Raw genomic sequence first — 20,669 nt, 5'->3', positions numbered from 1 at the left:
CGCCCGGCCCTGTCCCGGCTTACCGTGGCCGCATGGGACAGGCGCTGGAGCTGAAGGCGGGAGAGCGGACGGTACGGCTGTCCAACCCCGACAAGGTGTACTTCCCGGAACGTGGCTTCACCAAGCTCGACGTGGCCCGGTACTACCTGGCCGTCGGGGACGGGATCGTGCGCGCGCTCAGGGACCGCCCGACGACGCTGGAGCGCTACCCGGACGGGGTGGAGGGCGAGTCGTTCTTCCAGAAGAGGGCGCCGAAGAACCTGCCCGCGTGGATTCCGACCGGCCACATCTCCTTTCCCAGCGGGCGGTCCGCCGACGAGATCTGCCCGACGGAGCCCGCCGCCGTGCTGTGGGCCGCGAACCTCGGCTGCCTGACCTTCCACCCGTGGCCGGTCCGGCGCGACGACGTGGACCGGCCCGACGAGCTGCGCATCGACCTCGATCCCCAGCCGGGCACGGACTACGAGGACGCGGTGCGGGCGGCCCACCAGTTGCACGAGGTCCTGGACGGGCTCGGCCTGCGGGGCTGGCCGAAGACCTCGGGCGGTCGGGGCCTGCACGTGTTCGTCCCGATCGAGCCCGAGTGGACGTTCACCCAGGTGCGCCGGGCGGCGATCGCCGTCGCCCGTGAGCTGGAGCGCAGGGACCCGGAGCGGATCACCACCTCCTGGTGGAAGGAGGAGCGCGGCCGGAAGATCTTCGTGGACTACAACCAGACGGCCCGTGACCGCACCATCGCCAGCGCGTACTCCGTCCGCCCCTTCGGTCATGCCCCGGTCTCGGCGCCCCTGCTGTGGGAGGAGCTCGACGACGCCCGGCCGCGCGACTTCGACCTGGCCACCATGCCGGTGCGCTTCGCCGACGTCGGTGATGTGCACGCGGACATGGACGACCACGCCTTCCGCCTCGACAGCGCGCTGGAGCTGGCCGCGCGTGACGAGCGCGAGCACGGCCTGGGCGACCTGCCCTATCCGCCGGACCACCCGAAGATGGAGGGCGAGCCCAAGCGGGTCCAGCCCAGCCGCGCCAAGCGCTCCCCCGAAGCCCCCTGAGTCCACTCCCCTGAGCCCACCCCCGCCGGGCTTCGGCGGATGCCCACCCACCGCGCAGTCCGTGGGCCGCCCGCCCCGCCGGGGCCGCGCCCGGGGCACCGCCGGCCACGGAGAGCGACGCCTCATACTCCTTCCGTGCGGATTATGAGGATTATCGGTCAATATGTCAGCACTAGGGGAACCTTCCAGCGGGGCGCGACCAGCGCTCCGGCCCGCACGGGCGGTACGGCCGCCTGGAGGCCTTAGCGATTGCGATGGAACCTCATGGCAACCTTGTGCAGACCGGCGATCGCTGTGCCGGAACACATCATCACGGCGGAGCAGACCCTGGACCTGGCGCGCTCGGTGCACGCCGGACATCCCCAACTCGCCCTCGCCCTGAAGCTCATCGAGAACACCGGCGTCCGCAAGCGGCACATCGTCCAGCCCATCGAGCAGACGCTCCTCCACCCCGGCTTCCAGGCGCGCAACGAGCGCTACGAGTCGGAGGCCAAGGCACGTGTGCCGGAAGTCGTCAGCCGTGCCCTGGACAACGCCTCACTGGAAGCCCACGACATCGACCTGATCATCTACGTCTCCTGCACGGGCTTCATGATGCCGTCCATGACCGCGTGGCTGATCAACACGATGGGATTTCGCAGCGACACTCGGCAGATGCCCATCTCCCAACTCGGCTGCGCCGCGGGCGGCGCGGCCATCAACCGTGCCCATGACTTCTGCACGGCCTACCCCGAGGCCAATGTGCTGATCGTCGCCTGCGAGTTCTGCTCGCTGTGCTACCAGCCGACCGACCTCGGAGTCGGATCACTGCTGTCCAACGGACTGTTCGGCGACGCCGTGGCCGCGGCCGTGGTGCGCGGCGTCGGCGGAACCGGCATCCAACTCGTGCGCAACGGCTGCCATCTGGTGCCCGACACCGAGGACTGGATCGCCTACAGCGTCCGCGAGACCGGTTTCCACTTCCTTCTGGACAAGCGCGTCCCCACCACCATGGAACCGCTGGCACCGGCCCTGCACACCCTCGCCGGCCAGCACGGCTGGGACGCCTCCACGCTGGACTTCTACATCATCCACGCCGGCGGCCCGCGCATCCTGGACGACCTGTGCCGCTTCCTGAACGTGGAGCCCGAGGCGTTCCGCTTCAGCCGGGCCACCCTCACCGAGTACGGCAACATCGCCAGCGCCGTCGTCCTCGACGCCGTCGGCCGCCTCTTCGACGAGGGCGGCACCGCCGACCGCGCCCAGGGCATGATCGCAGGATTCGGCCCGGGCATCACCGCCGAGATCGCGCTCGGCACCTGGGTCACGGACCCGGCCGAGGCCGAGGCCCTCGACGAACTCGACTCGCTCCAGGAGACCGGGACCGCCGGCGATCTGTCCATGAGCCCGGTGATCTGACCTCCCCCATTACCTTCTCGGTGGCCCCGCCCAGGCCGCCCACTCCCCCCTCGCAGACTCTCCCTTCACGGACTCCTTCTTCACGGACCGGCCCTTGTCGGACTGCGTCCTGTCCCTCATCAACTCCTCGCGGCATTTGGAGATGACCCGTTCGATGACGACCGAGACCACCACGGCGCTGCCCCCGGTGCACTTCTGGGCAGTGGAAGACCTCAGGGGCCTGGACTTCGACCCGCTGCTGGACAGGCTGCTGCGGGAGGAACCGGTCTCCCGCATCCAGCTGCCCAACGGCGAGGGCTACGCCTGGCTCGTGACCCGCTACGACGACGTCAAGTTCGTCACGTCCGACCCGAGGTTCAGCCGCAAGGCCGTCATCGGCAGGCCCATCACCAGGCTGGCACCGCACTTCGTCCCGATGGCGGACGCCGTGGGGTTCGCCGACCCGCCCGAGCACACCCGCCTGCGCAAGGTCGTGGCCAGGGCCTTCACCGCGAAGGCCATGGCCCGACTGCGCTCGAGCGCCCAGGAGTTCATCGACGGCCTGCTGGACGAGATGGAGCGCCAGGGACCTCCGGCGGATCTCATGCAGAGCCTCAACATCCCTTTCCCCGTCGCCATGATGTGCGAGCTGATGGGGGTGCCCTCGTGCGACCGCGACCAGGTGGCCGAGTGGTCGCGCACCCTGATCTCCGCGGCGCACGGCCGTGAGGCCAGCGAACGCGCCAACGCGGAACTGGGCACCTACTTCTCCACCCTGCTGGACATCCGCGCCGAGGACCCCCGCGAGGATGTGGCGGGAGTGCTCAGGGCGGCCGTCGACCGCGACGAACTCACCCTCGCCGAAGCGGTCGGGCTCGCCGTGCTCCTCCAGGTCGGCGGGTCGCACGCGGTCCCCAACAACAGCGCCAACATGGTCTACGCCCTGCTCACCCACCCCCGGCACCTGGACCGGCTGCGCACGGAGCCGGAGCTGGTGCCCCAGGCCGTCGACGAGCTCCTGCGCTACATCCCCCACCGCAACGCCGTCGGCCTGTCCCGTATCGCCATGGAGGAGGTGGAGGTCGGCGGCGTGCGGATCCCCGAGGGCGACGCCGTCTATGTGTCCTACCTCGCCGCCAACCGCGATCCCGAGGTGTTCCCCGACCCGCACACCCTGGACTTCGACCGGTCCTACAACCCCCATGTCTCCTTCGGCCACGGCCCGCACTACTGCCCCGGCGCCATGCTCGCCCGCATGGAGTCGGAGGTCGTCGTCTCCACCCTGTGGGAGCGGCTGCCGGGGCTGCGCCTGGCGGTGCCGGAGGAGGAGATCCGCTGGCAGCGCGGCGCGCTGATCCGCGGCCCGGTGTCGCTGCCGGTCACCTGGTAGCCGGCCCCCGAGACGAGGACAGGAAGTCCGATGACCTATCTCCACCCCACCGATGGCCTCGTGATCCCCGAGGGACACGGCCGGACGATCCGCACCCGGGCGCAGCAGGTGACCTTCAAGGTCACCGGAACGCACTCCCTCGCCGCGTCCAGCTTCGAGGTGGTGGTCGCACCCGGATTCGATGTCGGCGCGCACACGCACGCACGCGGTGAGGAGCTGTTCTACATCATCGAGGGCGAGTTGGACGTGATGGCCTTCGAGCCGCGGGTCCGCACGACCGACGACTGGAGGCAGTGGGAGTCGGCGTCGGGCGAGCGGTATGTGCGGGCGAAGGCGGGGACCATGATCCTCGTGCCGCCGGGCTGCCCGCACGCGTTCGCCAACCACACCGACGAGCCGGCCAAGATGTTCTTCCAGGCCTCTCCGCCGCCCGACCACGAGCGGTACTTCGAGGAACTGCTGGAGATCCTCGACTCGGGCGGGGCCGTCGACCACGACGCGATCGCCGCGCTGCGCGAGCGGTACGGCATCGAGCAGCTCACTCCGCTCAGGCACCGCGGGGCGCCCGAGCGGCTGAGCGCGGTCGGCGCCGCCCCGGTCGAGGGGTCCGGCCCCCGGGTGTGAACCGGGTGGGACAACCCTCCGGCCAGGTGGTCCGTCCGGACACGTGAGGTGGCCGGGCGGCTGGTTCGCCCGGGCAGCCGATCTTCCCCGGCCGGGGATCTAGGGTGGCCGTACTGCGCGACCGCGCAGGCAGAGCCGCCACGCTGGAGGTCCCCCCGGTGATCGTCGTCGATGCCTCGGCCCTGGTACTGGCGCTGGCGGACGACGGCCCCAGGGGAAAGGCCGCCCGCGCCGAACTCGCCCGCGACAGCGAGTGGGCCGCGCCCGAGCACCTGCTCATCGAAGTGATGCAGTCCCTTCGCGGGATGTACCTCGCGGGGCAGGTGAGCGCGGACCGGGTGCACGAGATCGCGGGGCGGCTGCCCTCGCTCACCCTGCGGTCGATGGCGCTGGCGCCGCTGCTGGAGCGCGTGTGGGAGTTGAAGGACAACCTGACCCCCGACGACGCGGCCTACGTCGCCGTGGCCGAGCGCCTCGGGGTTGCGCTGGTCACGGCGGACCTGAGGCTGATGCGGGCCACGGGGCCGCGCTGCCCGATCGTGGGCATCGCCCCCGTCCCCGTAGCAGACTCCTGACACCCGGTCACCTCCAGGCCACCGGGCCGCCACCCGGCGGCCTCTCGGAGTCCCTGGCGTCGTCGTATGACGCTGTCCCAGGAGGCTTCGGTCGCGGCCACCACGCCCGTCGGCGCCGGCGCCGATCCGGAGCGGTCCGGCGGCCCCGCGCCGGACCCGCCCACCGGGTCCGGGCGCCGCCGTGAGGCCGAGGGTTCCCGTCGGCCGCTGCGGACCCCGGTCACCCGGCTGATCGCCCAGGGCTCCTGGGCCGCCGTCCTCCTGGCCGCGCTCTGCGTGCCGGACGTCACGACGCAGCGCGACGACCAGCGGCTGCGCGATCTGGTGGCGGCCGGACGCCTGGACGCCGCCGCGGAACTTCTCACCGAGGTGCCCCGGGGCCGTCTGGCCTTCGACCACGACGACTTCGCGATCCACCTGGACGCCCTGGGGGCCGAGCAGTCGGCGATCCCGACCAGCCGCACGGCCGATGCCCGCTCCTCCTTGAGCGGCTGGCCCGCGCTGCCCGCGGTCCTGCTGACGTCGCCGTCCTCCTGGTCGCGATGGGGGTCCGGCCGAGGCCGGTCGAGTACCGGTAGCGGGGCCCGCCGACGGCCGCCAGGATCCGACCGAGGGGTTCCGACCGGCAGGATCAGCCCGACGGGATCAGCCCGGCGGGATCAGCCCGGCGGGATTCGGCCGGTGAGCCACCGTGGGTCCGGCTACTCCCCGTCCTGCGCGGCCGGCCTCGCCCCGTCCTCCCTCGCCCCGTCCTCCCTCGCACCGCCGTGGCGGGTGGACCGGCCGCCGCCCCGGCGCAGGGCGCCGGGGCCGTCGCGGAGGACTTCGTCGGCGATGTCGCGCAGTTTCACATTGCGGTGCTGGGAGGCGCGGACGAGGACGTCGAAGGCCTGGGTGGCGCCCAGGCGGTAGCGGCCCATCACCAGGCCCGTGGCCTCCCCGATGGTCTGCCGTGAGCGCAGGGCCGACTCCAGGGTCTCCTGCAGACGTGCGTTGGTCAGCGCGATCGAGGCATGGGCGGCGAAGATCTCGGCGAGCTGGACGGCGCTCTCGTCGAAGGCGGCCGGGCGGGCGGCATAGAGATTCAGCGACGCCTTGATCCCCCGGTGGGCGGTCAGCCGGCAGGCGAGCATGCTGCCCACACCCAGATCCCTGGCGCGGGGAGCGAACTTGGGCCAGCGGTCCTCGGCGGCCATGTCGTGCACCCGCAGTACGGGACCGCGGTCGATGGCGTCGAGACCGGGGCCCTCTCCCGTCTCGATCTGGGCCTGATCGCAGGCACGGACGACTTCGCCGGTCGCCGCCGCGCTCTCGACGGTGCCGTCGGGGCGCCGAAGGGTCACCCCGGCGTGTTGGCAGCCGACCGTCGTCCGGGCGATGCGCACGACCTCCCCGAGGGTGCGACCCATCTCTTCCTGGGACTGCAGGGCTGCCGCCAGATCGGCGAACATCCGTGCCAGTTCCACGGACGACCGCTCACCTTCCACGAGGTCCTCACCTGCCCCTGCCTGACGCGGTCCTTCACCGCCGTGTTCCGGTCGTAGTCGTCCCCATGACCCCATACCCCGCATCGCCGGCGGTAAGGCCCACCGGCGGGCGTAGGTCACCCGCCCGGCCGGACGCCCCGCTCACGCGCGGCGGCGGCGAAGCGCCCGGGTGGCGAGGACAACCAACCTCCCTGGTCGGGCGTCCACCAGTGTGCGAGGTCCGATGCGGGCGAGGGAGCACCCGGTGAACGGAGCGGACGCGCAGCGACATCGCCGTCGCCCGCTGGGGAGAGCGGGCGGCGGCACATTCCGAGGAGGGGACCCCACCATGCCCGAGCACACCGCGCCGCGTCGTCCGGACACGAGTACCGCGCCCGGCTTCTCCCGCTCCGGCACCGGCAGACGGGACCTGCTGCGGGCCGGGGCCGGCGTGGCCGCCGCCGCGTGGCTGACGAGCTGCGGCCCGGCACGGGCCACGGCCACCGCGTCCTCCGTCCGCTCGACCTCGGCGGGCCCCAAGCCGTCCGACTGGACCGCGTTCCAACGCGACCTCGACGGCCTGCTCGTCCGCCCGGGCGACCGCCGGTACACCTCGGCGCACCGCCTCTTCCAGCCCCAGTTCGACGGCACCAGGCCGAGCGGTGTCGCCTACCCCTCGCATCCCAGGGACGTCGTCACCAGCCTGGCCTTCGCCAGGAGGTTCGGCGTTCCCGTGGCGATTCGCGCCGGAGGCCACAGCTACGCCGGCTGGTCCTCCGGCACCGGGCTGGTGGTGGACGTCAGCGCCATGAAGAAGGTCACCTCCGGCGCGGTCGCCTCCATCGGCGCGGGCGCCCGCCTGATCGATGTGTACGGCACGCTGAACGGATCCGGGCGCACCGTTCCCGCGGGCTCCTGCCCGACCGTGGGCGTCGCCGGTCTCACGCTCGGTGGCGGCGTCGGCGTCACCAGCCGTGCCTACGGTCTGACCTGCGACAACCTCACCGGAGCGGAGATCGTCACCGCTGACGGCCGGATCCTCGAGGTGGACGCCGAACACCACTCCGACCTGTTCTGGGCCCTGCGCGGAGGCGGCGGGGGCAACTTCGGCGTCGTCACCGAGCTGCGTCTGCGCACGCACGCCGCCCCCGACTGCTCCTACGCGTTCTTGTCCTGGCCCTGGTCGAAGGCCGCCGCGGTGATCCGGGCCTGGCAGAAGTGGGCTCCCACCGCCTCGGACGCCCTGTGGGCCAACCTCCATCTGACCGGTACGGCGGGCACCCCCCGGGTGGGCGTCGGCGCCAACTACCTCGGCGGCCAGTCGGGCCTGCGCGACCATCTGGACCGGCTGGTCACGGCGGTCGGCGCGCAGCCCACCTCCTCGGTCGTGCGCACCCGCTCACACCTCGACACGATGCTCGTCATGGCGGGCTGCTCGGGCTGGTCGCTCGCCCAGTGCCATCTGCCGGGCACCCTCCCCGGGCAGAACCCGAGCGGGCGCACCACCCGTGCCTCCTACGCCGCCCGTTCCGACTTCTACACCCGTGCCCTGTCCTCCGCGGGCATCAAGGCGCTGCTGGCCCAGGTGGAGCGGTACGCGCGCATAGCCCCGCGCGGAGGCAGCGGCAGCATCGCCTTCGACGCGCTCGGCGGCGCCACCAACCGCGTCAAGCCGCGGGACACCGCGTTCGTCCACCGCGACGCGCTCTTCCTGGCGCAGTACATCGCCAACTGGCCCGGCAGCACCTCGGCGGCCGGAATCGCCCGCAGCCGCGCGTGGCTGAACGGCCTCCACACGGCGATGCGCCCGCACGCCAGCGGCCAGGCGTACCAGAACTACATCGACCCCAAGCTGACCGACTGGAAGAAGGCGTACTACGGCGCGAACGCCGCGCGTCTGTCCCAGGTCAAGAGCGCCTACGATCCCGACCGTCTCTTCCGCTTCCCCCAGGCCGTGCCGAACGGCTGACGCGGCGGCCGACGGGGGCGGCCGTCCGTCAGCGGCGCAGCCGCGCGTACTTCGGCCTGCCGACCCGCCGCCACAGCTCGGGCAGGCGGCGTTCGACGTCGTCGGCGGCGGCGGTCTGCTCCCGCCACAGCAGGCCGTAGGTGAAGGCGTTCTCGCCCGCGCCGTGCGCCCGGATGCCCAGCGTGCGCAGCTCGGACCGGGTCACCACGGCGTCCTGGTGGATGCCGAGTAGCTGCTGGACCTTCTTCATCCGCTTGGTGAAGCGCTTGGCGCGCCCGCCGAGGACCGGCTGGGCGGTCTCACCCGCGTAGCGGGCACGCTTGGCCGCCTTGCGGGCCGAGTGCAGGGCGGCGTCCCTGTCCTGGCCGGGCTCCGCCTCCAGCGCCGCTTCCACCCGGCCGGCCAGTCGGCGGTGTTCGCGCCGGGCGGCCTTGTCGAGCGCCCTGTCCGCCCGCTGTTCGGCGGCCGGGAGGAGCGGGGGGTCGGCGAGCAGCCGGTCGAGGGCGTCGAGCAGGGCGAAATAGCGGTCCCCCGAGAGCGCTTCGAGGGCCGCGCGGTGGGCGTCGCGGTACTCGGACGCCGTCCGGGCGGTGATCCTCGCCTCGACCGGTCCCAGCACCACCTCGACCGGCAGCCGGTCGATCTCGGCGGACAGCCGCTGCCCGAGCACCTCGCTGTCACGGGCCCTGCCCAGCACCTCGGCGAGCCACTTCAGCTCGGCCTCCACCGGGTCGGTGGCCCGGCGGTCGAGGATCTTGCGATAGGTCTTCAGGGCACTGCGCAGGCGACGGGTCGCGACACGCATCTGGTGGACGGAGTCGGGTTCGTCGAGCCGGACCGCCGGGTCCCAGGCGAGGATGGCGTCGGCCTGCCCGGACACCCGCGCCAGGACCGCTCCGCCCGCGGTCCGCAGGCTCTGCTGGGGGCGCGGTCCCACCGTGGAGGGCTCCTCGGCGAGCACCCGGGCGAGCTTGGATCCGCTGCCGGAGCGGCGCAGGCCCGCAGCGATGAGGATCTGCTCGACGGCCTCGAGCAGGTCCGGGCCGCCCGTTTCCAGTTCGACCTCGACCTCGTGCCAGGAGGTGATCTCGGTCCACTGGCCGGGAGCCTCGTCGCCCGCACGGCGCCGCGATCCGAGCACCTGGGCGGTGACCCGGTCGTCGGCGACCTCCGCCAGGGCGTTGCCCTCGGCGTCACGCAGCACCTGACGGGTGCGCCGGGTCCGCAGATGCGCGACGGGAACGAGTTCCCGGCCGCGGGTCACCGCACGCACCAGGTCGGCCGGCTCCTGCGGCACCTGCGAGGGGCCGCCCGCGTCGAGCGGCAGCCGCACCTCGCGCCTGCTGTCCGGCCCGGCCGGGAGCTTCAGATGCCATCCCTCGTCGTGACCGCCCTGCCTGCGCCGCAGGGTGATCCTGCGGGACAGCAGGCGAAGGTCCGGCGTGTCGTAGTAGACGGCGTCGAGTTCCTCGGTGTCGGCGGGCTCGACGCCCGCCACTGCGGGAGCCGTGCCGAGGTCCGGAAGGGAGCCGTCTGCGGAGGTCTCGTACTTGCGCTCCGTCTCGGTCGCGGTAACAGCCATACCCTTCGCCTGCCCACTCGCGGTCCGCGAATACCAGCGCGACGCGATACGGCGTGCCATCCGGCGCCGTCATCACTCCGACGGGGTCCTCGACGCCCGGGGACGGCGGGCCGGGTGGCCGTTCGCACGATATTCATGTCCGAGCCTGGTGCGGCCCTAGTCGCCGCCCCTACATTCGCGCGCATGTCCGATCTTGGTACACACGGTCCGCTGAGCGCACGCGTGCGTATCGGCTACGGTCTCGGATCGTTCGGCACCGGCACCTTCGCGACCGTCCCCGGTCTGCTGCTGCTCTACTACCTGACCGATGTCCTCGGGGTGGCCGCGGGAGTGGCCGGGGCGCTGGTCTTCCTGCCCAAGGCCTGGGACGTGCTGATCAACCCCTGTGTGGGCAGCCTGTCGGACCGGACCGTGCACCGCTGGGGCCCGCGGCGCCCCTGGATGCTGCTCGGCGCCGTCGCCATGCCGGTCTCCTTCGCGGCGATGTTCGCGGGGCCACCGCTCGAGCGCGGCTGGGCCGCCGCCTACGTCGCGGTGCTCTTCCTTCTCACCGCCACCGGCTTCGCGTGCTTCCAGGTGCCCTATGTCGCCCTGCCCGCGGAACTGACGACCGACCACGACGAGCGGGCCAGGATCATGTCCTGGCGGGTGGCCTTCCTCGGCGGGGCGATCCTGCTGGCCGGTGCGCTGGCCCCGGTGCTCGCGGGCGCTTCCGGCGACGAGCGGGGGACGCTCGGCGGCTACCGGCTGATGGGTGCGGTGATCGGGGTGCTGCTGTGCGCGGGCACCCTGGCGGCGTTCTTCGCCACCTCGGGCGCGCCGAGTGTGCTGCGCGCCGTCAGCGAGCCCTCGCTGGCGGCGCAGTTGCGGGCGGCCCGCGGCAACCGCCCGTTCGCCTGGCTTCTCGGCTTCTACGTCGTCCAGGCGGCGGCCGCCGGCCTCATGCTGGCGGGCGCCCAGTACTTCGCGACCTATGTGCTGGACCGCCCGAAGGCCATCACCGCGCTGTTCGCCTGCCTGATCGTGCCCTCGCTCGCGGCCATGCCCCTGTGGCTGGCGCTCGGGCGCAGGCTCGGCAAACGCGCGGCCGCGTTCGCCGCATCCCTGTGCTTCCTGGTCGCGGCCGCGGGGACTTCGACGGCCCGCGGGCTGCCCGCCTGGGCGGTGTACGCGTTCATGGCGCTGGCGGGCGTCGGCTACGCGGGGATGCAGATGCTGCCGCTGGCCATGCTGGGCGACGCGGTGGCGGCCGACGCCTTCCTCAGCGGCCGCAGGCGCGCGGGGGTGTTCACCGGGTTGTGGACCGCCGGGGAGACCCTTGGCCTGGCCGTGGGCCCGGGGCTGTTCGGACTGGCGCTGTCGATCTCGGGGTTCGTGTCCTCGGACGCCGACCACCGTGTGGCGCAGCCGGATTCGGCGCCGGGCGGTGTCGTGGTCGGTTTCGGCGCGCTTCCCGCCGCTCTCGTGGCACTCAGTCTGCCCCTGCTGGCCCGCTACGACCTGACGGAGGATCGGCTCGACGAGCTGCGCGCCGCATCGGAGGCCGCGGCCGAGGCCTGGACTGAGACTGCGGCCGGGACTTCGGCCGAGATCGCGTCTGAGGCCGAGACCGCGGCTGGCCGAGATCGCGGCTGAGGCCGAGACCGCGGCTGAGGCCGAGACCGCGGTCGGCGAGCCGGACCCGGTCGCCTCGCCGGAGGCCTCGTGACGACGGGGTCCCCGGGCCGGTCCGAAGCGGATGGTCACTGGACCCGGAGGCGCTCACCCCGAGGAGGTGGCGGGCGCCCCGGCACCGGCCCGGGGTCGGTGACGACGGAAGCCTGCGGGAGCGCTCGGCACCCGTGTCGGCGGACCTCCGGGCCCCGCCGCCGAAAGTGACCGAACGCCTGCTCCCCGAAGAGGCCGGGCGGCTGTACCGGCAGTCGTGAAGGACCGGGGAAGCCGGGGAGAAGCCGCGGGCGGACGTCAGTTGGCCGTGAGGGCGCCCAGCTGCTCGGCGATGGTGTCCACCGACTGGAAGGTGACGCCGAGCAGTGCCACATGCTTCCAGTGCAGCTCCCCGGCGGGGCTCACGACGAACACGGCGCGGCGCAGCCCTGTGCCCGGCGCCGCCACCGCGAAGGCACGGGCGACTGAGCGGTCCTCGTCCGCGAGCAGGGGGAAGCTCAGCCCGTGCCGTCGCGCGAACTCCTCGTGGCTGTCGACACCTTGAGGGCTGATCCCCCACACCTCGGCCCCCAGCTCGGTGAACCGCTCGAACCCCGACATGTACGAGCACAGCTGCTTGGTGCACACAGTGGTGTTGTCGCCCGGGTAGAAGGCGAGGACGACCGGGCGTCCGCGCGAGCCGGACAGCGTGTAGTCCCGTCGTGCGAACGTGCCCTCGATCAACCGTCCTCCGGGGAGGTTGAAATCGGGGAGCCGCTCTCCGAGCCGGGGTGCCTTGGCCATGGTCGGGTCCCATGCCTTCCCTCGATGCGTCGTCCCGGAGGGCGCGGGGCGCTCCGCCTCACGGGATGTGTCAGGGGGCAACCGTAGTCGGCGGGTCGGAGGGCGACGGTAGTCGGCCGGTCGAACAGCGGCCGGGACGGTGGAGGGCGGCCCCGTCGGCCGGGCGCCTTCGGCACGAGGCGGACGCGCTCGGTAGCGTGGGACCGCCGGCAGGGGGCGGACGGGAGATGCGCAGCTTGGAGGTCGCCATGGCCAGGTCGTCGGATCCGCTGGAAGTACGGGAGGCGGTCCGCGCGTTCGCTCTCGGACTGCCGCAGGCGCAGGAGGAGTTCCCCTGGGGCGAGTCCGTCGCCAAGGTGAACAAGAAGGTGTTCGTCTTCCTCGGTGCGCAGGACAGCGGCCACCGGCCGGGCTTCACCGTCAAACTCCAGGGCGACGAGGAGGCCCACGCCCACGCGCTCACCGTTCCCGGTGCCGCGCCCGCCGGGTACGGTCTGGGCAGGTCGGGCTGGGTGACCGTGCCGTTCGGCGAGGGCTGCCCGCCGCTCGCCGTGCTGTGCGACTGGGTCGAGGACAGCTACCGGGCGGTCGCGCCCAAACGCCTGGTGGCGCTGCTGGACGAGCGGGGGACGTCCGGCGCCGAGGACGCGGGCTCCCCGTCGTGGCGGCCGGAACGCTCTCGGCCCCACGGCGACGACCCGCACGCAGGACATGGCGGCGAGTGAGGGCGCCTTCCACGAGGAAACGCAAGGGAACGCCGAGGCCGGCGAGGCAGGCGAGGGACGCCGTTCAGTTCCCCGGCCGGGCTCCGGACGACGGCCTGCCGGGGCTCACAGGCGGTCGGGGGCTCACAGGCGGTCGGGGGCTCACAGGCGGCGCAGGATCGCCTGCTTGGCGGCGGTGAACTCCTCGTCGGTGAGGACTCCGTCGCGATGGAGTCCGCCGAGTTCGCGCAGGCGGCGCAGGAGGGCGTCGGCGTCGTCCGGATCGGCAGCGCCCGGCGGCACGGCGTCGGTGGGGATCTCACCCGCGGCCGCGGTCGGCGCCTGCGCGAGAGCCGGCGGCGCGGTCGCGGACGGCACGGCATCCGCCACGGCGAACGGGTGCGGAATGCGGGCGACGACCGCGGCGGCGAGCAGCGCCGTACCGCTGGTCTCCTTCTTGGTGCCCCACAGCACCAGGGAGTTGGGGTCGTACTTGGTCTTCTGCGGGGTGCCGGCGGAGTCATTGACGCGGAAGCGGAGGTGGCCGCCGTCGAGTCCGATCGACGGATGCCACTCCACGCCGCTGATGTCCTTGAGCGCGATCTGCCGCGGTCCGGCCGAGCGCTTGCTCTCCTCGGTCAGCCAGTTCCACTGCAGGCGCACGTACTCCCCGTCGAACGCCGCCGCGCCGTCCGCCGCCGACGCCGATATGGGCACGCCCGGGCCGGGCATGAGGTACCGGTCGCTCGCGCCCTCCGGGACCTGCTCGAGCAGGAGCGCGTTGCGCACCTCGTCCACGAAGTACTCGGCGGCGCCGGTACGGTCGGTGGCGACGGTCATGCGGTAGGGGTCGGCGTCCCCGGGGAGCCTGCCGCCCACGGCCTGGGTGAACGGGTCGGCGCCGTCGCGCAGCCTGAGCTTGAGCCGCCCGGCCTTGCGGCCCGCCTCATGGGCGAGGCCGGCCACGGCCGCCAGCGGCACGGCGACCTCCCCGAGGGTCTTGCGCAGCTTGTGGATGGCGCGGTCGCTTCCCGGCACGATCCGGATGGTGTCACCGTCGAACGTCCAGGTGCCTTCGCGTGAAGTGACCTCTGCCATGGGCGGATTGTACGGTGACCGCACCCGCGGGGGACCTTCCCGGCGGCGACCGCCACGCCGCCGGGCAGCAACGATGGAGCCGGTCTCCCGGACCCCCCGACCATTAAGTTAGCCTTACCTAAGTTGATGCTCGGGCCGAGGGTCCGGGCAGGGCACCCACGAGGGGAATGGCGATGGCAGACCCACAGGGCCGGCAGGACACGCCGAACCGGCGGCGCGGGCAGGACGCACAGGACGGGCAGGACGCACAGAGCGGTCAGGGCGGGCAGGACGCGCGGGGCGGGCAGGGACGGCCGGAGCGCGGGAGGCGTCAACTGCACCGGGGTACGGTCCTGCGCACCGAGCGGCTGAGCCCGCACATGATCCGCGTCGTCGTCGGCGGACCGGGACTTGCGGAGTTCACGGCCGGGCAGTACACCGACCACTACATCAAGCTGCTCTTCCCCCGGCCCGGCGTGGAGTACCCGCGGCCGATGGACATGGAGGCCGTGCGCCGGGACCTGCCGCGCGAGCAGTGGCCGGTCACCCGCACCTACACCGTCCGCTCCTTCGACGCGTCGGTGCCGGAGCTGGCGGTCGACTTCGTGCACCACGGCGACGAAGGGCTGGCCGGCCCCTGGGCCGCCCGTGCCAAGCCGGGCGACGAACTGCTCTTCCTCGGGCCCGGCGGCGGGTACGCCCCCGACGCGGGGGCCGACTGGCATCTGCTCGTGGGCGACGAGAGCGCGCTGCCCGCCGTCGCGGCCTCCCTCGAACGACTGCCGTCCGGGGCCCCGGCCCGGGTCTTCCTCGAGGTCGCGGGACCCGAGGAGGAACTGAAGCTGGAGACGCCCGGTGAGGCCGAGGTCGTATGGGTGCACCGGGGCGAACGCCCGGTTGGCGCCGCCCTGGTGGAGGCCGTACGGGCCCTGGAGTTCCCCTCCGGCGATGTGCAGGCGTTCGTGCACGGCGAGGCGGACTTCGTCAGGGAACTGCGCCGCCTCCTGCGCATGGAGCGGGGCATCGCCCCCGCGCGGCTGTCGGTCTCCGGCTACTGGCGGCGCGGTGTCGACGAGGACGGCTGGCAGGCGTCCAAGGCGGAGTGGAACCGCGGCGTCAGCGAGGAGGAGGCGGGCTCCTCCTCGTGATCCCGCGGCCCCTTGATCCCACGGCCCCCGTGATCCCGCCGTCCCCATGATCCCGCGGCTCCCGTGATCCCGCGCTCCTCTTGATCCCGCGCTCCGCGCGCCGCCGAGGGAGTCCCGCCCCGGCTCCCGCGGGCCGCGCCCGGTCTCGTGCTCCCGCGGACGGGTCCGGGCACCCCACGGTCCGCCCCCGGGCCGGTCAGCGGCAGTGCGCGAGGACGCAGTCCCCGCACAGACCGCCGCCGGGAACGCGGTAGTACAGGCAGCAACCGCGCCGGACGAACGCGGGGGCACCGGCGTCCTCGTGCAGCGTCCCGGTCTCCCGCATCAGGGGGTCGTCCAGGACTGACCGGCACAGCGACAGGGCCCTGTCCGCGGCCCGTGGGCGGCCCGCCGTCCGGCACCAGCCGTGCAGGACCCGCAGGGAGCCCACGAGCGCGGAGGCCGCGTTGCCCCACAGGACACGGCTCGAGACCGAGCACACCGCGATCGTCGCCCGGTGCAGGGGGAGCAGGTGGCCGTGGAGGACCGCGGAGCGCAGCGCGGCCGGGAGGTCCCCGTCGTCGCGGGCCGCCTGCCGGGGCGTGGGCAGCCAGAGGTCGTCCGGGGCGGTACGGGCCGGATTCCACCGCAGGCGCTCGGGGCCGAGGTCCGGCAGCCGCTCCCCGAGGACGGCCGCGCCGAGGGCGACGGACCACAGGCGTGCGGCCAGCCCCTGGAAGGCGATGGAGGCGGCCACCCGCCTGTCGCCGGTCCGCAGGGCCGCGGCCACGGCGTCGATCCTCGCCACCAGCGGCCCCTCGGGGGCGCTGTACACATGTGCGAGCGGAAGCCGGCCCTGGTCGAACGGCCGCCCCTCGGGACAGAGGGCGAAGAAGGGGCCCACCGCGGCGGCTTCACGCAGTGCCGCGTCCACTGGATCCACCGTCCCCGGCACCGTGTCCCTCTTCCCGACGCGTTCCCCGCACCCTGTCCCGCGGATCGTACGCGGCGCGCCTCCCGCCCCACCTGCCGCAATCCCGCGGCTCGGGGAGCCCGGGCAAGATCGGCTCACTCGCGGGGGTGGATGTCGGCCGGGCCCAGTACGCTCGGGCTCAGGAAGGTCGTCTTCCGCGCGAGGAGGTGCTGTGCCCGCATCGAACAGTCGGCCCGCCCGAGCCGACGGCTCCCTCGGCAGCAGGCTGCCGAAGCTGCCCGCTTTCGGAGCCCTGCCCACGGGTGAGCGGCTGGAGCGGATCCACCGCTCCCCGAACTTCGTTGACGGAGCGTTCCGCAATCCGCTGCCCACCCGGATGATGCTGCCGGGCTCCACCAGCGGCTTCGTGCGCAGCAGCCTGCGCTCGGCCGACCGTGCGCGGCGGTCACCGGCCTCGCCTGTTCCGGTGCACTCGCTGACCGCCGGGGAGCTGGCCGAGCCGCCCTCCAGCGGGCTGCGGCTGACGTGGATGGGGCATGCCTCGGTGCTGGCGGAGATCGACGGCGCCCGAGTGCTGTTCGATCCGGTGTGGGGTGCCCGATGCTCGCCCTTCGCGTTCGCGGGGCCCAAGCGGCTCCACCCCGTCCCGATCCCGCTGTCCGAGCTCGGCGATGTGGATGTGGTCGTGATCTCGCACGACCACTACGACCACCTGGACATGCCGACGGTGCGCGCGCTCATCGACTCGCCCGCGGTCTTCGCGGTGCCGCTGGGCGTGGGGGCGCATCTGGAGCACTGGAAGGTTCCGGCCGACCGCGTCATCGAGCTGGACTGGGACGAGTCGGCGCAGGCTGCGGGACTGACCCTCACCGCCACCCCCGCCCGCCACTTCTGCGGCCGCGGCCTGCGCAACAGCAAGTACACCCTGTGGGCGTCCTGGGTCGTCGCCGGACCGGAGCACCGCGTCTTCCACAGCGGTGACACCGGATACTTCCCCGGATTCGCCAAGATCGGTGCCGAGCACGGCCCGTTCGACGCGTCCATGGTGCAGATCGGCGCCTACAGCGAGTTCTGGCCCGACATCCACATGCTCCCGGAGGACGGCGTACGCACGCACATCGACCTGTCCGGGGGCACATCGCACGGGGCCCTGCTGCCCATCCACTGGGGGACGTTCAACCTCGCGCCGCATCCGTGGGAGGAGCCCGCCGAGCGGACGGTGGCCGCGGCGCACCGAGCGGGCGTGGACGTCGTGGTGCCGAAGCCCGGTGTGCCGTTCGAACCGGCCAACCTGCCCGCGCTCGAACCGTGGTGGCGGCCCGTGGCCGTGGTGCCGGAGGCATCCGGGGGTGCCCAGGGAGGGGGCAGGCTGGAAGCATCGAGAGCGCAGACCGCGGGTGATCGCCCGGACCCGCCCGGCACCGGGGAGGACGAGCTCGGCCCCAGGTCCGACAGCGTCGCCCACTGAGCAACCGGGCCACGTCGCCCCGGCGCCGTCGGCCGCGGCAGGCATCCGGGCCCGAGCCGTCCGGGCCCGGATCGGCGTGGCTTGATCACATCTGCCGTCACCGCCTCCCGAGCCACGGTGTGCGAGCTTCCGTTTGACCGTGTGTCGAACGGAAGGAGCGCCGGGTGGAGGACGAGTCGTGGGTGCGGCTGTTCGAGCGGTTGCCCATCGCCTGGTGGGAGACCGACCCGGACCGGCGGATCACCTCGCACGGCGGCGGATCCGCCCTCGACGCCCTCGGGACCGGTTCCCGGGTGCTCACCCACCGGGAAGCCGCTGCCGGCTCCGGGCCGAGGCGGGCTCACCGGCACCCGGAGGGCCGCGCGGAGACCAGGCTGGAGCGGCGCTCGGGTCCCCCGGCCGACGACCGCGCCCCGCACGACCGGGCCCTCGGCGGGGAGATCGTGCGCTGGCAGGCGAGGAGCGGCGGCCGCCTGCTGGACGCGGTGGTCGGCCCTCGCCACGACGAGTCCGGCCGCGTCCGAGGGGTGGCGGGGGCCGCGGTCGATGTGACGCTCGGAGTCCACGAGCGGGAGCGGTACGACGCCTTCGCCGCCTATGTGCCCGCCGCCGCCTTCGTACGGGACGCCTCGGGGCGGTATCTGTGGGTCAACGCCGCCTACGCCCACCTGTACCGCTGCGATCCCGCCTCGATCATCGGCCGCACCATCGACCAGGTCGAGCCCGACGCGGACGTGCCCCGCTTCCGTCTCCTGGACCAGGAGGTCCTGGAGAGCGGACGCCCCATCCGGCACGCCCTGTCCTTCGTCCGCCCCGACGGCACCGCGGGACGCGCGCTCGGCCACCGGTTCCCGCTCGACACGGCCAACGGGCCCTGCGTGGGCGGGATCTACGTCGATGTGACCGACTACCTCCACGCGCTCGACGAGAAGGCCGCGGCCGACGAGGACCTGCACGCGCTGCGCGACCGCTCGGGCGTCGCCTCGATCACCTTCTCCCTCCAGGGCCGTATCGAGCGGGCCAGCCCGGGCGCCGCCGACCTTCTCTCCACCACCGTGGGGGCGCTCGAGGGCAGCCATGTCCGCGACCACCTCGTCCCCGACCGCGACGCCGAGCGGGCGCTCCGCGCCTGGCGGACCCTCGTCGAGGGCCGGACACAGCGCCGCCGTGTGCGTCTGAAGTGCCGCACCGGCAGCGGCGGGCGGCGCATGGTCCGCGCCGATCTGGCCGTGGCCCGGGCGCAGGGCCGCCCGGACCGGCTCCTGACACTCGCGAGCGCCCTCGGGGTGGAGCACCGCGAGGAGGTGGAGCTGACTCCGATTCAGGAACAGGTCCTGCTGCGCCTGGCCCGGGGGGACGCCAACACCGGCATAGGGGCGGCCCTCGGCCTGTCCCGCCAGGCGCTCGACTACCACCTCCGGCGGCTGAGGACCGTGCTGGAAGCTCCCTCCCGGACGGCGGTGGTGGCTCGGGCCTACGCCCTGGGACTGCTCGATCCGGCCGTCTGGCCACCGGCACTCACCGACACGGCCGGCGGCGCCTCCTGAAGGACCTCCCGAGGGGCTTCCTGAAGGGCTTCCCGGGAGACTTCCCCGGCGTCCGTCCCGGCCGCTTGCAGGCCGGGGCGCCGCAGGAGTCGCAGGAGGACACCGACCGCGGCGAGGAGCACGCAGGTGCCGACGGCCGACTGGACGAGCAGGGTATGGAGCCGGTCGTCGGCGAGGTAGGCACCGACCGCAAGGGCCACCAGCGCGCAGACTCCGCGGTCGATGATGGACTCCAGCGACAGCAGTGTCGCCCGGTAGGGGATCGACGGGATGGCGTCGTTGATCAGATGGCGCTGCACCGGGTACGCCAGTCCGCCCGCCACCGCGAACAGGCACAGCAGGACAACGGTGGTCCTGCCGTCCGCGAGGACGGTGGCGCCCAGCGATCCGGCCATGACCAGGCTGAGGACGAAGACGGCCCCGGAGTCGCTCATCCTGCGCCGGATCAGCCCCGGACGTGAGGCTCCGACCGCCTCGGCGAGCGTCATGGCGGACAGCAGGGCGCCGTGGTCCACCACGGGGATCTGCTTGTCGAGCAGGAGCGGCTGGAAGAGGTTGACCTGGCAGATGCGGGCGAGGGTGAAGACGGCGACGCCCTGGACCATGAGCGGGCCGAGCACCCGAGAGCCCCGCAGGACGGACAGGGCGTTGCGCAGCGAGGTGAGCGGACCCGGCCGCCCACCGCTCGGCGCCGCGTCCCCGCCCGGCCGGTGGTGCGGCAGGGCGGGCAGGGCGAGCACGCACGCCAGCGAGGCGCTCGCGCTGACCGCCGTGAGCCAGTAGGGCGCCGCGTGGTCCAGGCGCATCACCAGGCCGACGAACGGCCAGCAGACGATCTTGGCTGCGAGGCCGAGGGCACGGGCGGTGCCTTCCGCCTGGGCGTAGCGGTCCTTGGCTCCGTGCGCGTCCAGGCACTCGTAGAGGTACGCGCTTCCCGCGCCGGAGACCAGTGACCGGGCGGCGGCCAGGGCGAGGAAGTGCAGCAGGAAGCCGGTGCAGTCGGCGCGGACCGCCGGGAGCACATTGGCGGCGGCCATGACGCCCGCGCCCAGGTGCATGCAGCGCCGGGGTCCGATGCGGTCGGCGATCAGGCCCGTGGGGACCTCGAGAAAGCAGAAAGCGAGGTAGTAGATGCTCTGGATGCCGAAGATCTGGCCGTCCGTCAGGCCGCTGTGGCGCTGGTAGTCGTAGAAGACCGGCATCCACCACAGGAGGTTGAACGAGAGCTGGAAGCCATTGTTGAGCCGGACGACCCGCCGCGCGGCCGGGGGCAGCGCGGGCAAACGGGTTCCGCGGGAGGGGAAGGGGGAGGAGAGCACGGGGGTC

At 73.1% G+C, this 20,669-nt stretch carries 17 protein-coding genes and 1 pseudogene; 12 read left to right on the top strand and 6 right to left on the bottom strand.

The features are described from left to right. The first annotated feature begins 32 nt into the window (after positions 1–32). From ligD to IEY86_RS13365, 5 genes are all read left to right on the top strand, one after another. Positions 33–1,052 (top strand): non-homologous end-joining DNA ligase, encoded by a 1,020-nt coding sequence (gene ligD, locus IEY86_RS13385; RefSeq protein ID WP_189131853.1) that lies wholly within the window; start codon positions 33–35, stop codon positions 1,050–1,052. A gap of 264 nt (positions 1,053–1,316) precedes the next feature. After that, positions 1,317–2,450: a type III polyketide synthase gene (locus IEY86_RS13380; RefSeq protein WP_189131852.1), complete on the top strand. Its 1,134-nt coding sequence runs from the start codon at positions 1,317–1,319 to the stop codon at positions 2,448–2,450. Positions 2,451–2,604: 154 nt separating this feature from the next. Next, positions 2,605–3,819 (top strand): cytochrome P450, encoded by a 1,215-nt coding sequence (locus IEY86_RS13375; RefSeq protein ID WP_189131950.1) that lies wholly within the window; start codon positions 2,605–2,607, stop codon positions 3,817–3,819. A 30-nt stretch (positions 3,820–3,849) separates the two neighbouring features. Then, the gene (locus IEY86_RS13370) at positions 3,850–4,443 is read left to right on the top strand and encodes a cupin domain-containing protein (protein ID WP_189131851.1); all 594 of its coding nucleotides are present in this window, start codon (positions 3,850–3,852) and stop codon (positions 4,441–4,443) included. 104 nt (positions 4,444–4,547) lie between these two features. Next, positions 4,548–5,018, top strand: coding sequence for a type II toxin-antitoxin system VapC family toxin (locus IEY86_RS13365; RefSeq protein WP_229698395.1), 471 nt, complete (start codon positions 4,548–4,550; stop codon positions 5,016–5,018). Between the two features lie 701 nt (positions 5,019–5,719). Here the strand turns inward: IEY86_RS13365 and IEY86_RS13360 are convergent. Further along, on the bottom strand, positions 5,720–6,484 hold the full coding sequence (locus IEY86_RS13360) for a GAF and ANTAR domain-containing protein (RefSeq protein ID WP_189131850.1): 765 nt from the start codon (positions 6,482–6,484) through the stop codon (positions 5,720–5,722). A 349-nt stretch (positions 6,485–6,833) separates the two neighbouring features. Here IEY86_RS13360 and IEY86_RS13355 point away from each other — a divergent pair, with 349 nt between their 5' ends. Then, positions 6,834–8,453, top strand: coding sequence for an FAD-binding oxidoreductase (locus tag IEY86_RS13355; protein ID WP_189131849.1), 1,620 nt, complete (start codon positions 6,834–6,836; stop codon positions 8,451–8,453). Positions 8,454–8,481: 28 nt separating this feature from the next. Here IEY86_RS13355 and IEY86_RS13350 read toward each other — a convergent pair whose 3' ends face one another. Beyond that, complete coding sequence (locus IEY86_RS13350; protein ID WP_189131848.1) at positions 8,482–10,035, bottom strand: CYTH and CHAD domain-containing protein; 1,554 nt, start codon at positions 10,033–10,035, stop codon at positions 8,482–8,484. A gap of 183 nt (positions 10,036–10,218) precedes the next feature. Between IEY86_RS13350 and IEY86_RS13345 the strand changes: the two genes are divergently transcribed. Next, positions 10,219–11,670: an MFS transporter gene (locus tag IEY86_RS13345; RefSeq protein WP_189131847.1), complete on the top strand. Its 1,452-nt coding sequence runs from the start codon at positions 10,219–10,221 to the stop codon at positions 11,668–11,670. Continuing rightward, positions 11,667–11,963: a hypothetical protein gene (locus tag IEY86_RS38620; protein WP_506016876.1), complete on the top strand. Its 297-nt coding sequence runs from the start codon at positions 11,667–11,669 to the stop codon at positions 11,961–11,963. Before IEY86_RS13345 ends, IEY86_RS38620 begins: the two co-directional genes overlap by 4 nt. 37 nt (positions 11,964–12,000) lie before the next feature. On the opposite strand, the gene IEY86_RS13340 is transcribed toward IEY86_RS38620, so the two are convergent. After that, on the bottom strand, positions 12,001–12,486 hold the full coding sequence (locus IEY86_RS13340; protein ID WP_189131846.1) for a peroxiredoxin: 486 nt from the start codon (positions 12,484–12,486) through the stop codon (positions 12,001–12,003). Between the two features lie 248 nt (positions 12,487–12,734). On the opposite strand from IEY86_RS13340, the pseudogene IEY86_RS13335 reads away from it, so the two are divergent. Further along, a pseudogene (locus tag IEY86_RS13335) lies at positions 12,735–13,112 on the top strand (MmcQ/YjbR family DNA-binding protein); the annotation flags it as partial. A gap of 240 nt (positions 13,113–13,352) precedes the next feature. Here the strand turns inward: IEY86_RS13335 and IEY86_RS13330 are convergent. After that, positions 13,353–14,288 carry a DUF4429 domain-containing protein gene (locus tag IEY86_RS13330; protein ID WP_189131845.1) on the bottom strand — a complete coding sequence of 312 codons (936 nt, stop codon included), beginning with the start codon at positions 14,286–14,288 and terminating at the stop codon, positions 13,353–13,355. Between the two features lie 173 nt (positions 14,289–14,461). Between IEY86_RS13330 and IEY86_RS13325 the strand changes: the two genes are divergently transcribed. Then, the gene (locus IEY86_RS13325) at positions 14,462–15,415 is read left to right on the top strand and encodes a siderophore-interacting protein (RefSeq protein ID WP_189131844.1); all 954 of its coding nucleotides are present in this window, start codon (positions 14,462–14,464) and stop codon (positions 15,413–15,415) included. 196 nt (positions 15,416–15,611) lie between these two features. Here the strand turns inward: IEY86_RS13325 and IEY86_RS13320 are convergent, their stop codons facing one another. Further along, complete coding sequence (locus IEY86_RS13320) at positions 15,612–16,328, bottom strand: (2Fe-2S)-binding protein (protein WP_189131843.1); 717 nt, start codon at positions 16,326–16,328, stop codon at positions 15,612–15,614. Positions 16,329–16,539: 211 nt separating this feature from the next. Here IEY86_RS13320 and IEY86_RS13315 point away from each other — a divergent pair, with 211 nt between their 5' ends. Then, positions 16,540–17,796: an MBL fold metallo-hydrolase gene (locus IEY86_RS13315; RefSeq protein WP_373287012.1), complete on the top strand. Its 1,257-nt coding sequence runs from the start codon at positions 16,540–16,542 to the stop codon at positions 17,794–17,796. Between the two features lie 164 nt (positions 17,797–17,960). Further along, complete coding sequence (locus IEY86_RS13310; RefSeq protein ID WP_189131842.1) at positions 17,961–19,343, top strand: PAS domain-containing protein; 1,383 nt, start codon at positions 17,961–17,963, stop codon at positions 19,341–19,343. Here the strand turns inward: IEY86_RS13310 and IEY86_RS13305 are convergent. After that, complete coding sequence (locus IEY86_RS13305; protein ID WP_229698394.1) at positions 19,271–20,626, bottom strand: MFS transporter; 1,356 nt, start codon at positions 20,624–20,626, stop codon at positions 19,271–19,273. The genes IEY86_RS13310 and IEY86_RS13305 overlap by 73 nt on opposite strands. Between the last annotated feature and the right edge of the window lie 43 nt (positions 20,627–20,669).

The organism is Wenjunlia tyrosinilytica, assembly GCF_014646055.1.
GTDB classification, from domain to species: domain Bacteria; phylum Actinomycetota; class Actinomycetes; order Streptomycetales; family Streptomycetaceae; genus Wenjunlia; species Wenjunlia tyrosinilytica.
Note: the sequence above shows the minus strand (reverse complement) of the source record. Positions and strands in the feature narration are given on the sequence as shown.